Genomic DNA, 14,325 nt, shown 5'->3' on the forward strand with positions numbered 1-14,325 from the left:
GTCAGGCGGCCTCCGCCCTCATGTCGCGCACCAGCAGGCGGGCAAGGTGGGCGTACCGATCCTCGGGGATCGGCTCCGGCCGGCGGGCGGGCCGCTCCGGGTCCAGCCAGGGCCGGCGGAACAGCCGGTTGCGGTCGGGATCGCTCATCGCGGCGAAATCGGCGGGCGTCTTCATCACGCCACCTCGCTGGTGCTGGTGATCGGGTCGCCCAGCTTTTCGTCCGCCCAGGCGTCGGCCAGGTCGCGCGGGTAGAGCGGGGTCCGGTTGAAGCGGACGAACGGCGGGCCTCCGCCCCGGCAACGCCACGTCGCCAGCGTCGAGGGCTTGATTTCGATCCCGTGCGCCAACTCGAGGTACTGGCACAGTTCGTCCGGGCGCAGGCGCGGCTTGCGCAGGTGGGCCGGTAGGCAAAGCTCGGGGGTTCGCGCCTCGGGGGGCGCGTTGGCCTGAGTGGTCATGGTGATTTCCCGGTTAGGCGGTGGCGACGGCGGCGGCGGGTCCGATCACGTCATGTACGCGCTGCACGGCGGCCGTCACGTCCAGCACCATATGGACGGCCAGAAAGCCTTGGCGCGCCATGTCAGGCGGGATCGTGGGCACCATCGCGGGCAGACGGGAGACCGGACCCCGAACCAGCGTGATCGCATCCAGCGTGGTCCGGTGCCCGTCGAACTCACCGACGGGACCGATCAGAGTCAGGAACCACATATCCCGGTTGTCGGACGGCGCCGTGCGGCCGAACTCGGGAATGTCGTCAGCCGTGCAGCGGCGCAGCACCTCGACAATGATGGCCTCTCGACGGTCCTGGCCCGCGTCGCGGGCGGCGGCGCCAATGTCGATACGCTCATCATCGGTCAGCTTTTCCGTTTCCAGGCGGTGGAACATCACCGAGAACGCTTCGTGCGCGATTGCGGTATCGAACCCCGCGCGACCAATGGCGCCGATCAGTGCGGCTTCGTAGAACGCCAGCAAGGGCCACTGGCGTTCGCGGCCGGGGCGGCCCGGCGGAACCGGCGTAAAAAAACGGCCCTGGTTCAGCCATGCGCGCTGCTTTGCCGGGGGCAGGAAGTCGCCGGACACCTCAGCCAGTTGTGATGAGGTGCCGGCCGGCTCGAGAAGATACAGCATCGGCGTCAGTCTCCTTTGAACGTGTCTACAACATAACGTTCCGACGCGCGCATGACAAGGGGCGAAACGTGTTTCCGCGAGAATATTTTTTCCGGGGCACCTTTCGGCGCCCCCCCTGTTCCCCGTGTTCCCCCGCGTTCCCCCGATTTTGAAGTGAGGGCGCGGGCAATTCGGCCGGCGGCGGCGTTAGCGACCTGGCGCACAGGGTCATCGGCCAAGTGCGCGTAGCGTTGCGTCGTCTCTGCCCGGCGGTGCCCCAGGGTCTTGCCGATCAGCAGCAGGGACGCGCCGTCGGCGGCGGCGAACGACGCGAAGGAATGACGAAGGTCATGGATTCGGACACCCTCCACCCCGGCCCATTCCCGGACCATTTCCCAATCCTTCTGAAGTCCGCCTATCGGCCCATCGCCCCGGCGGGCCGGAAAGACCCAAGGTGCCTCGGTGCGCCGCTCCCGCAGGGCGGCCAGCATGTCCACCGCAGGCAGTGCCAGCACCACCACCTTCGCGCCTGTCTTGCTATCAGGCAGATTTAAGAGTCCACGCTCAAGGTCAATGTACTCCCACCGCAGGGAAGCCACCTCTTCCTTGCGGCACCCTGTTAGCATAAGCAATCGAAAGCAATCTGCGGATGCAGGGCGGAGCATGTCCAGGTCATCAACCAGCGACAGCATGGCCCGGTTGAGCCGGGAGACTTCCGACTCGGACAGGAAGCGGTCCTTTTTCTTGGCCTTGGGCGGCTTCACCTCCGCAACCGGGTTGCCGGGCACAATGCCCTTCCCATGCGCCCATTCCATCATGGCGCCGAAGACGGCCAGTGCCCGGGCGGCGGTTCCGGGTCCGCCCTGGACGCGCGCCACCCCTCGGGCCTTGCCTGTCCGTTCGACGGTTGCCGTCTTGCCCTCCACCACGTCGGCCAGCCACCGCGCGACGTCATCCTTGGTGACCGACCGCGCCGGCCGGTTCCCCAGCAGGGGCATGACATGACGAGTCAGGTTCGACCTGTCCGTTGTCCATGATGACGCCTTCTTGCCGGGCTTGTCGGTCGGCCCTTCGTCGAGGTACCGGGTCACCACCTCACCGATGGTGAGGGCGTTCCGTGCCTCTCTCTTCTCTTCCCTCGGGTCCCGGCCCTCCGCCACGGCGCGTTGCATGTCCACGGCCCTATCCCGGGCCATGTCCACCGTCCAGGGTTGCCCGAACTCACCGATGGTTACCCGCTTACTGGTGCCGGTGGCGTCGCGGTACTGGAAGACGAAGGTCACCTTGCCGGTCTCGGTGACGCGCACCCCGAAGCCCCGGGTTTCCGATTCCCAGATCAACAGCCGCTTGTCCGGCGGTTCCTTCCGCAGCGGGTCGAGGGTTGACTTCTTGGTGATTCTCTGAACGCGCATATGGCGGCCTCCCTGCTTGTCGGTAAGCAGATGGTAAACAGCCATTATCAATTCAGGGATGCGGCCCGCAGGCAAGCGCAAAGCGGAACAATGTGCATATGCGTGGAATAACAGGCTGTTACAGCCTCACTCAATGAGCGTCAGAATGCGTCAAACCGCACACTTCACCAATGGCATTGTAGAGGTCAGGGGTTCGATTCCCCTCGGCTCCACCAAGTTTTTCAAGGGCTTCGCCGGACACGGCGAGGCCCTTTCTCTTTCGTGGCAAGCACCTGGCCCAGACACCCGGCCCCGACACCCGGACCTGACACCCGGACCTGACCGGTGTAGCGCGGCGGCGGATTTGGCACAAATCGGCAGACTTTTGGCACACCGGACAGGGGTCCGGGGAGCGGGTCGGCGGCGGAACGCAGCGCTCCCGTCCATGCCGGCGAGCGGGGCGTCGGCGCGGGCGTCGGCTCACACGACCGCCGGTGGTGCGGCGGGCCGGTCGGCCGCGATGGCCTGGGCTTCCCGCCACGCCTGCACGGCCGCCTCGGCCAGCCCGACGCGGTCGCCGTCCGGCCAGGGCAGGTCGAACTCCCGTCGCAGGGCGGCTTCGACGGTCGCCGGGTCCAGGTCCACCGTCTTGACCGCCGTCGCCTGCCAGCTCGTGGTCGAGCGGGTGAACCGCTGGACCGGCCCAATGAAGGTCTCGATCAGGCCCCGGGCCTCGCTGGCGGCATGGAACTTCTGGAACGTCCAGGCCGTGGGGGCGGCCTCCAGGTCGCCCCGGTAGAGCGCCACGAAGCCGTCGGCGTCGACCGCGCCGGCGTGCAGGTACTGCTTCGGGTTGGCCTGTTTCGTGGTGCGCTCCATGGCGTGCAGGCGCTCGCGGGTGCGGCCGGAGACGTGGACGCGGCCGCCGACCCGGCACAAGGCGTTGAGGGTGACCATCACGTCGCGTTCGGCCGCCACGCTGTCCACGGAGTTCAAAACGCTGTCACACACCACGACGTCGAATGGACCGTGGGCCGCCCAGTCGGCCAGGGCCGCGCGGCACCACGCATGGGCGATCGGGCGGTCGAGGCGGGTGCCATCGAGCGGGAAGAACTCGACCCACACCACCGGGTGGCCGCGCCCCTGGAGCCTGCGGACGTAATCCGCCTGGCCGGCGCCGAAGTCGATCAGGCGTTCGCCCGGCCCGAGCCGGGGCAGCACGTGCCGCTCGTACAGCCGCGACCGGCAGGCCCGTTGGCCGCCCGTGCGCAGGCGGGGTCGCTGGCACGCCGACTGGCGCCAGGTGTCGCCGGACAGATGGCCGAACCGGAACGCGCCATAGTCCCGCGTCAACCAGCGCGCGGCATGGTCGGGCACGCGGATCGTGCGGCAGGGGAGGCCCATCACCGCGCAGGTCAGGGCATAGTTGATGCCGTCGATGACGCGGCCGTCGCGGGTCGCGACCGCGCACCCCCACGGCCCGTAGCGGCAGATCAGGGCACCGATGGTCGCCCGCGTGACGGCGTCCGGGCCGCGGAACGCGCCTTTGATGCGCTCGGCCGGGACGTCCACGAACACGCCCATGCGCGGGTCCGGCGGCACCCGCGCCCACAGGCCGGGCCCGTCCTCGGTGAGGTTGTGAAGCTGGTTGAACCGGATTTCGTCCGTGGTCGTGATGCCGGCGGCGAAGTACACCGGCCCCAGGGCGCGGCCCAGCGCGGTGAGCTGCCGCAGGCGCTGGTGCCCGGCGATGACGATGCCGGTATCGCGGGCGATGATCGGCTTGACCACGCCGATCCGGCGGATGGACTGGCGCAAGGCCGCGCACGCCCGGGCGTCGATGACGCGCGGGTTGTAGGGCGCCGGGCGCAGGCGGCCGAGCGGATAGCGCGCCCGGAACATCAGGCGTCCCCCGCCAGCAGGGCGCGCACGAAGCCGTACGGGATGCCGCGGGCGTCGATCCAGGCGCGCAGGCGGCCTTCCAGCGCGGCCGCCTCGTCGGGGGTCATGGGGATGCGGTGCTTGCCGAACCGCAGGATGGCGATCGGGGGGCGGGGCGTGCCTTTGCCGTCGGGCATGACACGTTTCTCCCTGTCCGGCGCTCAGGTGGGGCGCTCGGATGGGGGGCGCGGCGCGGGCGACGGAGTCGCGGCCCTCAGGCTGTTCATGGCCCCACAGCGGGGGCATTTGATGGCGATGTGGCCGGCCGTGAAGTCGCTGATTTCGGCGAGCTTTCGGTGGCATTGCACGCAACGGATGGACTCTCCCGCCATTGTGGTCCCCAGTCAAGCCCTCGCGTCGGCGCGAGGGCGGGTCACGGCCCGTGGCACGTGACATGGACGTGGGGGAGGTTCGATCTCCCGGTTCGGGGTGGTCGCACACCCCGGCCCCCGCCGCCGATGGCGGGCGGGGCATCATCCCGGCAGCGCGGGGATGTCGGGCCAGGCGATGGCGGCCTCGGCGGCCTGGACGGCGGCGGCATCGGTCGCGGCCAGGATGGCGATGCGGCCGGCCCGGCGGGCGGCGTCGATCTGGCCCTCCAGCGCCTCCCACTGGGCCTGGGCGGCGACGATCACGGCCGCCACCTCGGTCAGGGTGGCGCAGGGCTGGCCGGTGGCCGGATCCACCTCAACGCCCACCAGCGGCTCCAGGAGCCCGGACGCCGTACGGGTCCCGGCGATCACCTCGGCGGCGTGGGTGGCCTTACTGAGGTACGACATCGCCTGCCCGTCGCCGGGGCTGGCGACGCGGGCGCGCAGGGTCTCGGCCTGGCCCTGGACGCGGTCCAGGGCCTCGGCCCGGACGTCGGCCAGTTCTTCTGGGGGCAAATCGAGCGCTACCCACCCAGCCGGGCCGCGCTCAATCGTCTGTCCATCCCCAGGCGCCGGCCTGGGCGTAGCGCCCTCTGCTTCCAGTCGTGCCGCTGTGGCGCCAGACGCGGTCAGGGCAGTACCGCCCGGCAGCCGGCAGGCGCGGCCAGCAGTGAGGTACTCCGGCCGAGCGCCGGATAGATAATGGGTCGCCATGTCAAACCTCACGGGTACATTTCGATTTCGTTAATGCCAACCCAGCCAGTAGTGGGGCTGGGCGAATAGGTCAGCCGAAACAGGCTGGCGTTAACAGTACCGAAAGTGTCGATTTTCAAAGTCGCATTGTCGGCGTAGGTTAGAGGGGATACAAACACCCAAGCGCTACCCCCCCAATAGTACAAATTACCCGTGGCGCCAGGGTGATTCGACGACGCATTCCTATAAGCGATGCGGATCTCCGACAGATCGGTGGCAGCCGGAGTGCGAACCCAGACGTGCATGTCCTGATGCCGCGTATTCCACATGGGGTTGACTAGTCCCCCGTCGACGAAATTGCTTGGGGGGGAAGAGTAGGTGCTGTCGGTGCCGATCTCGCCTGCTCCCACGTCGCTCTCGTCGGTGATGTTCGCCAGAGCGGTGTACACGATTGGGGACCGCAGGAAGTTTGCGCCGACAGGATAGGGAGGGGACGTACGCCGCGTCAGCGTCGGCAATGCCAAGGCCCCAATCATGACGTCCTCCAGACTTGAGTGGTCCGGCCAGATGCCCCGCCTGTGGATACGATGGCCGAAACGACCAGCGTCTCCCCCGCGCCAGTCGGCAGGTCCGGCGCGTCTTGATCGCCAAAGTCCCACCACGCATCCCAGGCCGTGATGCTGTGGCCACCCGTGCCATCCTGGGTCAGTTCCAGGACGACGACCTGTCCGGCCGCAGTCCCCGTCGGGGCGTCGACCTCTATGATATCTCCTGTGACAGTTACACTTACGTGATTTGTGGCGGTGTACGCCGGCGCTAAAGTAGCAGCGTAGCTCTGCACCGCGATGGTGTTGTTAGCTGCTCCAACATCGACAGCGCCCGCGCCGTCAAAATCAATCGCGCCCGTCATCGTGCCGCCGGCCCGTGGCAGGGCGCCGACGATGCGGCTATCGTCGCCGGCCGCCACGCTTCCGGCCGTGGTGCCCACGTTGGCGGTGGCCGCGCTGCCCAGGGCGAGCGCGGTCCGCTGCGCCGCCGTGTCGGCGGCGGTCAGCATCGCCCGCCCGGCCGCGCTCGCGTCGCTGATGGCCGTGGACGGGTGGGTGTGTGCGGTCGGCGGATAGGTGCTCGGTCGATCGGTCACCCCGGACCAGGGGACCGCCGCCGCTTGGCCGGCGGTGTACTCGACGTAGCCGGTGGCGCCGTCCAGGTGGTCCGTGTCGACCACCCGGTAGAGGATCCCGGTGTCGAGCTGGCGCACCGTGTCGCCCACCTGCACCGTCGCCGTGGTCAGCGCGTAGCGCGCCGCCTGATCGGCGACGTCCACCAGGCGCTCCAGCGCCGCCGCCGGCAAGCGGGCGATGTCGAGGGTGCCGGAGACGATCGCCGCGGCGTCGTGGCCGTGCGATGCGGGCGCGAAATCGCCGCCGGCGATGGCCTGGGCCTCGGCGGCCCATTCCCGCGCGCTCTTGGTGCCCGGTCCCCCCGGTTCCTGTGCCTCGCTGTCGGCCCAGGCTTGCGACAGGTCGCGGGCGGCCTCCGCCCCCGTGCGCGCCGCCGTGGCGGTGGCGGCGTGGCCCTGGGCGGTGTCGCGTGCCCCCTCCGCCGCCGTGCGGGCGCTGGCGGCCGTGGTGGCATGGCCGCCCGCGGTCGTGGCGCTGCCTGCGGCAGCGGTCGCACTCCCGGCGGCGGCGGTCGCACTATCGCCGGCGGATGTGGCGCTATCGTCGGCGGCGGTCGCACCGGCGGCCGCGGCGGTGGCGCTACCGGCGGCGGATGTGGCGTGGCCCTCCGCGGTGTCGCGTGCGGCCTCCGCGGCGGTGCGGGCCGTGGTGGCCGCGGTGGCGTGGCCGCCCGCGGTGGCGGCGTGGCCCAGGGCGGCGTCGCGCGCGGTCTCCGCGGCGGTGCGGGCGCTGGTGGCCGCGGTGGCGTGGCCCGACGCGGCGGTGGCGCTGGTGCCGGCGGCGGAGGCCTGGGCGGCGGCCGCGGTGGCGGCGGCGGGGGCGGCCTGGATATCGGCCAGCGCATCGGCGCAGGCGGCGATGTCCGCCGCGACCGGGCCGAGGGCGCCGATCTGGACCGCGACCGGGCCGAGGGCCGACAGGGCGCCGGTGGCGTCTTCCAGGGCCGCCAGCGCGGTGATGTCGTCCGGGGCGCCGGCCAGTGCGACCACGTCGTCCACGATCGGGGCCAGGGCCTCGGCGGCACCGATGCCCTCGGCCGCGGCGGCGACGGCCGCCGCCCCCGCGTAATGCAGCGCCACCCACCGGTCCATGGCGATCCCATCGACCGTGACGGGCTGGACCAGGCCGTAATCGGACCGAAAATCGGCCGTATCCCAGGTCAGGCCGTGGAGCTGGAACGTCGCCATCTAGGCCACCTCCTCGATGAACTGGACGCCGCTGTCCACCCAGTCGTGACGGGCGAGTTGCGACGGGGTCAGGCGGGCCATGCGGGCCAGGCCGGAGCGGCGGTGGCGGTGCATGGTCTCGGTCGGGTCCCAGGACACGTAGAGCTGGCGGCTGATGCCGACGCGCCCGATCATGTCGTAGACCTGGGACAGGGCCTCGTCCTCGGGCAGGCCCTCGATGCGGACGTGCATGGTGCGCCGGCGCGGGCGATGCTCGGCGTCCACGCGGCCGGACAGCAGGGTGCGGATCTCGGACAGGTCCTCCCAGCCCCATTCGGCGCCGAACTCCACGGGGACGCTGGTCTGCCAGCCCGACCCGGTCCAGCAGCGCTGCAGGCGGATGCGACCGGCGGGGTTGCCGCCATCGTCGATGTCGATGTGCTCGAACCGGCCCAGGACGGGCTCCGGGGCGACGTCGTGCCAGAAGCGTTGCGGGTACTGGCGCAGCTCGCGCTCCGGGATGCGACCGTGGCCGAAGCTGGGATGGGCGCGCGGCAGGGTCCAGGCCGGGCCGGTGACCGGGATCCAGTCCTGCCAGGCGCTGTCGCGCACCACCTCGGCCGGATCGGGGCCGCCGTCGAGGCTGATGCGGCGGCGCACCCGGGCCGACCGGCTGGGGTCGCCCCACAGGATGCAGGCGCGCAGGTCCACCACGGCGCCGTAGTCGATGACGAAGCGGGTGGCCCCGGGATCGACGCCGTCCGACTCGGCCGCGACGATGAAGCGCGGGTCCAGCAGGTTGGACAGAGGGCGGGCGGCGATCCAGGCGCCGCCGGACAGGGTGGCGGGGATGCCGTCACCCTGCACGTCGTCCAGGCGGTTGTCCGGCACGATCAGGAGATTGCGGCGAGCCGCGTCGCGCGTCTGGTCGCCCATGCCTACCCCCACACCGTGATCTCGGGCCGCGGCCGGCGCCGCAGCCCCACCACCCACGCGCGGGTCAGGCCCAGGCGCGGGATCGCCGACAGGTCCACGCACGTCCCCAGATCGACCAGGCGCGCGGCCTCGCGTGTGGTGCCCAGGCGCCAGGCGCGGCGGGGCGCGCCGAACAGCCCCTCCAGGTCACCGGCCAGGACGGCGGCATCGGCGGCCGACGCCAGCGCCGTGGTGCGCGGGACGGTGCGGTATGCCGGCCAGCGCGCCTGCACGGCGGCGCTGTCGCGCGCGCTCAGGCGGGTCTCGCGCGTCACCAGGTCGCGCCAGGCGAGGCGCGCGGGCGTGTCGGCCGGCACGAGCTGGTCCTCGGATAGCACGGTCCAGGCGCGGCGGTATTCGACCTCCAGGCGGCCCGCCGGCACCTCCAGACCGGTGGCGACCAGCTCCGGCGCGCCGGCCAGATCGTCGGCGGTCAGGGCGACGGTGGCGGCCGCCAGTTCGGGCGGTGTCGGCCGCCAGGCGCCGATGCGCCCCAGGGCGTCGTCGTGCCAATAGCCGACACCCGACAGCAGGCCGTCCAGCACGTCGCCCACGGTGGCGGCCTCGGCGCCGGTCCACCAGCCGGCGTCCCACGCCGGCAGGGCGTCGACGCTGGCCAGGATATCGGCGGGCGCGAGGCCGCCGGGGCCTTCCAGCACCGCGCGCACCAGCGCCGGGAGGGTGCTGACGGCCTGGAACCGGGCCGACACCAGCAGGGCGCCGACGGGCGGGCTCTCGGTGCGGATCAGGCCCTCGGCCGGGCACCCCGCCACCGTGCCCGGCGCCAGGGTGGCGGCCTGCAGCGCGGCCCAGTCGGGATACATGGCCCCGACGGTCAGTGGCGCGCCCATGTCGGCGACGCCGGTCAGCGCGTGATAGGGGCCGATCCGGACCGTCTCGTCGTGGACGTTGCCCTCGACGGGCGGGATCGCCTCGACGACACCCCAGCCGATGGGCACCGGACGGTCGGCCAGGGACGGCCCGCCCTCCGGCGTCCGCCCACCGGCGGTGGCGGTGCCGGCCAGGGTGGCCTCGGTGATCGGGCGGTCGCGCAGCGCCTGCAGGCGGTCGCGCAGGATCAGGTCGACGTCGCGCCAGCCGACGTCGGCGCGCTCGACGATCCCGGTCATGACCACCGCGAACTCGGCCGTCGGCCGGCCGCGCGGCCCCTCCAGCACCGCGACCGCATAGCCCCAGGCGGCCTCGCGCAGGGCGTCATACCGGCCGGAGGCGGCGTCGCCCAGGGTGATGGCGCTGTACGCGGTGTCGGCCGGGTCGGGGTCCAGGCCGGCGCCGATCGTGCGCGTCCAGGCCGGGCGGACGCGCAGGTCATCGACATAGGTCGCGTGGCCCTCCTCCGGCCCGGCCCGGTAGCCGGCGTCGGAGGCGTGCAGCGTGCGCATCACGCCGGCGGCGTCCCGGTAGTGGGCGCGGATGCGGGTTTCCGTATTCATGATTTTACTCGCCGCAGTTCGGGCCTGCGGCCCTCACGCGGCTCCGGCCCTTCGGGCCGCCGGCGCGGGTGCGCCGGCCGGCCCTCCGGCGCCGAAGGGCGCCGAGACCATGACACGGGCGCCGCCCCCGGCCGGGCGGGGGCCGGTTTCAGCGTGTCCCATGTAGCCGTGCGCATCATGGCTATCTCCTCCCGCCGACGGCGGCGCGGCGGGCCAGGGCGGCCGATCCGGTGGCCTCTTCCAGGGCCTCGCGGATGGCCGACAGGTGCCCCGCCAGCTCGCCCGTCAGTGCGCCGTCGGCGCGCCGGCCGGCGCCGGCCTCGTCGTGGAGCGCCGCCTCCAGGGTCTCCAGCCGGCGGTCGATGCGCTCCAGCAGGCGCAGGGCGCGGTCGTCGGCCGCGCCGCCACCGCCGCCGGCGGGCGGGCGCGCGGCCCAGGGCAGCGGCACCACCACCGGCGGCACGATCGTGGGGGTGGCGGCCGTCGCGGGGACGACGTCGTTGGCGGGAGGCGCCATCGCCCGCGCCATGTGCGCGGCCATCGCCAGCGAGGCGCGGGCCGTCACCACCTCGGTCCCATCGGGCAGCCGGATCCACTCCGGCCCCGCGTCATTGACCACCGTCAGTCCGGCCGCGGCCCCGCCCGCCGCGTGCGGGATGGCGTGGATGGCGGCGGTGACGCGGTCCACGGCGGCGACGATGGCGCCGCCGAGGTTGGACAGATGGTGATACAGGCTGTCGTGCATCTGCTTCAGGTAGTCGTACAGCAGATCGCTCGTGATCGCGGACGCGGCGGTGTGGTCCTCGACCTGGCCCGTCACGGCCCGCAGCCATTCCAACTGTGACACCGTGCCGTCGCCATTGGCGTCGATCGCATTGTACAAGTCCCGGATGGAGTACCCCGAGAACCCACTGCCCATCACGGAGTGCAGCGCCGTGATGCGAGAGGCGTCCTGCGCGGCCCAGGTCTGGAATTCGGCCCAGGAGATGCCGCCGTCGCTATCGGCGTCGAGCTGCCGCCATGTGGCGTCCAACAGGGCCGCGGCATCCCACACCGCGCCGCCCACGTCGTCGGCGGCGGCATCGGTGGCCGCGCTCAGGTCGCTGGCCGCCGTGGTCACGGCCGCCGTGATCTCGTCCGCCAGGAACTGCTCGGGGCTCAGCAGGTCCGGCAGGCTCTCCAGCGCCGCCGTCATCTGCGCGTACAGCGCATCGGCCGGCGCCGACGAGGCGTGATAGGCCGCGATGGCGTCCCGCGCGGTGGCGTCGTAGCGGGTGATGGCCGACAGGGCGGCGCGGTCGCCGGTCTGGGCGCGGGCGTAGGCCGCCCAGAAGTCGTCGACCGCGCGGTCCATGCGGGCGTGGGTGCCCAGCGGCGACGACGCGCCGCCATAGACCCCGTCCAGGTACTGCCGGATGTCGGTGGCGATGCCGGCGATGACGGAGGCCGCCTGGTCCCAGGCGCGCGCCATCTCCTCGGCGCGGCGGCGCTCGGCGGCGACCGCGTCGTCGGTGAAGCGCTGGATGATGTCCAGCCGCTCCTCGGCCAGCACCCGCTCCAGCAGGGTGATGTCGGCGCCCAGGGCGGACAACTCGGCCAGCTCACGCTGTGCGTCCCAGTCGAACAGGGCCAGGGCACCCGCGCGGGTCGAGGGGTCCACGGTGGCGGCCAGCAGGCGGCGCTCCAGGCCCCGGTTGGCCGCCGCGATGCGATCGGCGGCGCCCGACACCTGGCCGGCGGTGTCGCCGGCCGCGTCGCCCAGGCCGTCCAGCGCGGTGTCCAGGCCGTCCAGGATCAGCGCGACCCCGTCGCCCTCGTAGCCCAGCGCCTCGACCTGGTCGATCAGGTCACTCAGGCCGGCCACATCCATCCCCTCGACCGCGGCCTGCACCTCCAGCAGGGCGCGCCGGGTCAGCAGCGCGGTGTCGGCCCCCAGCGCCGCCGCGTCGGTCATGGCGTGGACGTAGCCCTCGGCGATGGCCCGCAGGTCCGGGATCGCGCCCATGCCGGTCAGCTCGTAGACGCGGTCCTGGTTCGCTTCGTCGAACTGGTCGCGCATCCGGCCGATGACGGCCTCTTCCAGCGCCGCCAGATACCCGGCTGTGCGGTCGGCGCTGTAGCCCAGGTCCTCCAGCATGCGGCTCAGCGCGTCGATCTGGCCGGTCGCCGTCTGGACCGCGACCTGCACCGGCGACAGCGCGGTGTCGTGCAGGCCCAGCATGGTCTCGGCCAGGTGCTCCAGCCCGGCCGACAGATCCCCGGTGTCGCGCCCGGCCGCCGCCAGGATGTCGCGGGTCTCCACCATGGGCGCGAGCACCGCCCGCGCGCCCTGCTCCCACTGGGCCGTGGCCGCCGCCATCTCGGCCATCTGGCGCCCAGCGGTGATGTACTGGGCCTCGGTGCGGGCTAGCTTACCTTCCCAGTCGGCCGCCAGCGCGATCTGGCGCGCCAGCGCATCGGCGGTGTCGGCCGTGCTCTCCCGGGCCACCAGCGCCGCGTCGGCCAGGCTGGCGTCGCCGCCGGCGACGGCCAGCGCCAGTTCCCGCACCGCCACCACGCCGGCCTCGGCCAGGCTCTCGACGTCGGTCCAGGTGCCGCCGTCGCCGAAACCGCCGCCGAACAGGCCGACGCGCTGGCCCTGCTTGTTGCTGGTCGCGACGCCGTAGCCGGCGATGTCCAGCGCCTCCGTCAGGCGCTGCAAGGGGCCGACCAGCGCCGCCTGGGACGCCTGCCCCCATCGCTGAATGTCCTCGTCGGACATATAGCGGCCCTCAGGCGCGCGGGCCACCACACCGCCTGGGGTAATGTCGATGCTCTGGCTGGCGTTCGGGATCGCCTCGCCGCCGAACAGGCCGGACAGCAGATCCCCGCCCACCATCGCCAGGAACGCCCCGGCGGCCGCGCCCACCGGCCCACCCGCCGCTCCCAGGGCGGGCGCCAGCAGGGCGGCGCCGGCCGCGCCACCCCCCACCGACCCCAGGGTGGACAGCCCCAGGTCGGCCCACTGGTTGCCGGTGCCGCCGAACCCCAGCATCGATGCCGCGAGCGACCCCGCCAGCCCCCAGGGCGCCGCGTCGATGCCGGCGGCGAGCGCGCTGCCGGTGGGCGACAGGGCGCCGGCCGGCACCACGCCGCCGATGCCGGCCGGACCCGGCGGCACCCCGGGCAGGGCCGGCGAGGTCAGGCCGAGCCAGCGCGCCGCCGTGGTCCCGACCGACCCGCCGCCGCCGACCAGGCCGGCCGCGTCCGCGCCCAGCCCCAGCCACTCCCCCAGCGCGCCCAGGACCCCGCCGCCCGATCCGCCGGCAGCGCCGGCGGCGGCGCCGCCCAGGCCCAGCGCCGCGCCGGCCGTGCGGGCCAGGGACGCCGTGACCGATTGCGCGGCGATGCGCGCCACCTGGTCCAGCACCGCGTCGCCCAGGGCGTCAACCAGGTCGCCGACGTCGGCGATGCCGCGTGAAAAGTCCCTGAAGAACTCCGTGAAACTGTCCTGCCAGGAGGAGAAGACGCCCGAGAACGCCGCCTCGGCGATGGCCGCGTTGTCCGCGGCCGCCACGGCCACGTCGTGGATGGCCGCGACGGCGCCGTCGCGCCAGGACGTCGACGCGGCGCGGGCCATCTCCACCGCCCGGGTCCGGTCGGCGATGGCGTCGGCCAGGCGCAACTCCTCGCGCGCCTGGTCGGATGTCAGGTCAATCGCGCGTTCGGTCAGCGAGGCGATGACCTGAAGCTGGTCGCGGGTCAGCGACCGCTGCCCGGCCACCCGGGCCAGGGCGTCGGCCTCGCGCTCCAGCGCCGCCAGCCGGTCCTGCGCCGCGCCCAGGGGTGCCCGATCCTCCCGGGCCTGGCGCTCCTCGTGCAGACGTTCGATCAGGCGGCCGATCAGGTCGGCCTCTTCCGTGCCCGCCTCGATGGCCAGCGCCCGCAGCGCCTCCTGGGTCTCGCGCGCGATGGTGGCCGCGCGCACCGCCTCGGCGCCCGCGCCGGTGGCCTGTGCCAGCGCCGCCTCGGCCGCGACCTGGACCGTCAGCGACCCGATGGT

At 72.7% G+C, this 14,325-nt stretch carries 13 protein-coding genes; all 13 read right to left on the reverse strand.

The genetic code is table 11. From position 1 onward, the window contains the following. Window position 1 precedes the first annotated feature (1 nt). Window positions 2-175: a hypothetical protein gene (locus tag GGD88_RS16110; RefSeq protein ID WP_184437330.1), complete on the reverse strand. Its 174-nt coding sequence runs from the start codon at window positions 173-175 to the stop codon at window positions 2-4. Then, window positions 175-459, reverse strand: a complete 285-nt coding sequence (locus GGD88_RS16115; protein WP_184437332.1) for a hypothetical protein — start codon at window positions 457-459, stop codon at window positions 175-177. Before GGD88_RS16115 ends, GGD88_RS16110 begins: the two co-directional genes overlap by 1 nt. 13 nt (window positions 460-472) lie before the next feature. Next, entirely contained in the window at window positions 473-1,129 is a 657-nt protein-coding gene (locus tag GGD88_RS16120; protein ID WP_184437334.1) for a hypothetical protein, read from the reverse strand. A 5-nt stretch (window positions 1,130-1,134) separates the two neighbouring features. Beyond that, window positions 1,135-2,520, reverse strand: a complete 1,386-nt coding sequence (locus tag GGD88_RS16125) for a site-specific integrase (protein ID WP_184437336.1) — start codon at window positions 2,518-2,520, stop codon at window positions 1,135-1,137. 459 nt (window positions 2,521-2,979) lie between these two features. Beyond that, window positions 2,980-4,401 carry a ParB N-terminal domain-containing protein gene (locus GGD88_RS16130; RefSeq protein WP_184437338.1) on the reverse strand — a complete coding sequence of 474 codons (1,422 nt, stop codon included), beginning with the start codon at window positions 4,399-4,401 and terminating at the stop codon, window positions 2,980-2,982. Beyond that, window positions 4,401-4,577 carry a hypothetical protein gene (locus GGD88_RS16135; protein WP_184437340.1) on the reverse strand — a complete coding sequence of 59 codons (177 nt, stop codon included), beginning with the start codon at window positions 4,575-4,577 and terminating at the stop codon, window positions 4,401-4,403. The genes GGD88_RS16130 and GGD88_RS16135 overlap by 1 nt, the downstream gene beginning before the upstream one ends. Window positions 4,578-4,601: 24 nt before the next feature. After that, a complete protein-coding gene (locus GGD88_RS19440) occupies window positions 4,602-4,772 on the reverse strand; it encodes a Com family DNA-binding transcriptional regulator (RefSeq protein WP_184437342.1) in 171 nt (56 codons plus the stop codon). Window positions 4,773-4,913: 141 nt separating this feature from the next. Continuing rightward, window positions 4,914-5,327: a hypothetical protein gene (locus tag GGD88_RS16145; RefSeq protein ID WP_184437344.1), complete on the reverse strand. Its 414-nt coding sequence runs from the start codon at window positions 5,325-5,327 to the stop codon at window positions 4,914-4,916. Between the two features lie 206 nt (window positions 5,328-5,533). After that, the gene (locus GGD88_RS16150; protein ID WP_184437346.1) at window positions 5,534-6,040 is read right to left on the reverse strand and encodes a hypothetical protein; all 507 of its coding nucleotides are present in this window, start codon (window positions 6,038-6,040) and stop codon (window positions 5,534-5,536) included. Continuing rightward, a complete protein-coding gene (locus GGD88_RS16155; protein ID WP_184437348.1) occupies window positions 6,037-7,875 on the reverse strand; it encodes a hypothetical protein in 1,839 nt (612 codons plus the stop codon). The genes GGD88_RS16150 and GGD88_RS16155 overlap by 4 nt, the downstream gene beginning before the upstream one ends. Continuing rightward, window positions 7,876-8,790 (reverse strand): hypothetical protein, encoded by a 915-nt coding sequence (locus tag GGD88_RS16160; RefSeq protein WP_184437350.1) that lies wholly within the window; start codon window positions 8,788-8,790, stop codon window positions 7,876-7,878. Between the two features lie 2 nt (window positions 8,791-8,792). Further along, a complete protein-coding gene (locus GGD88_RS16165; RefSeq protein ID WP_184437352.1) occupies window positions 8,793-10,283 on the reverse strand; it encodes a hypothetical protein in 1,491 nt (496 codons plus the stop codon). Window positions 10,284-10,464: 181 nt separating this feature from the next. Continuing rightward, window positions 10,465-14,325 (reverse strand): phage tail tape measure C-terminal domain-containing protein (locus tag GGD88_RS19200; RefSeq protein ID WP_281392966.1); only part of this gene is annotated, 3,861 nt, incomplete at its 5' end.

Source organism: Roseospira goensis (genome assembly GCF_014197795.1).
GTDB lineage: Bacteria > Pseudomonadota > Alphaproteobacteria > Rhodospirillales > Rhodospirillaceae > Rhodospira > Rhodospira goensis.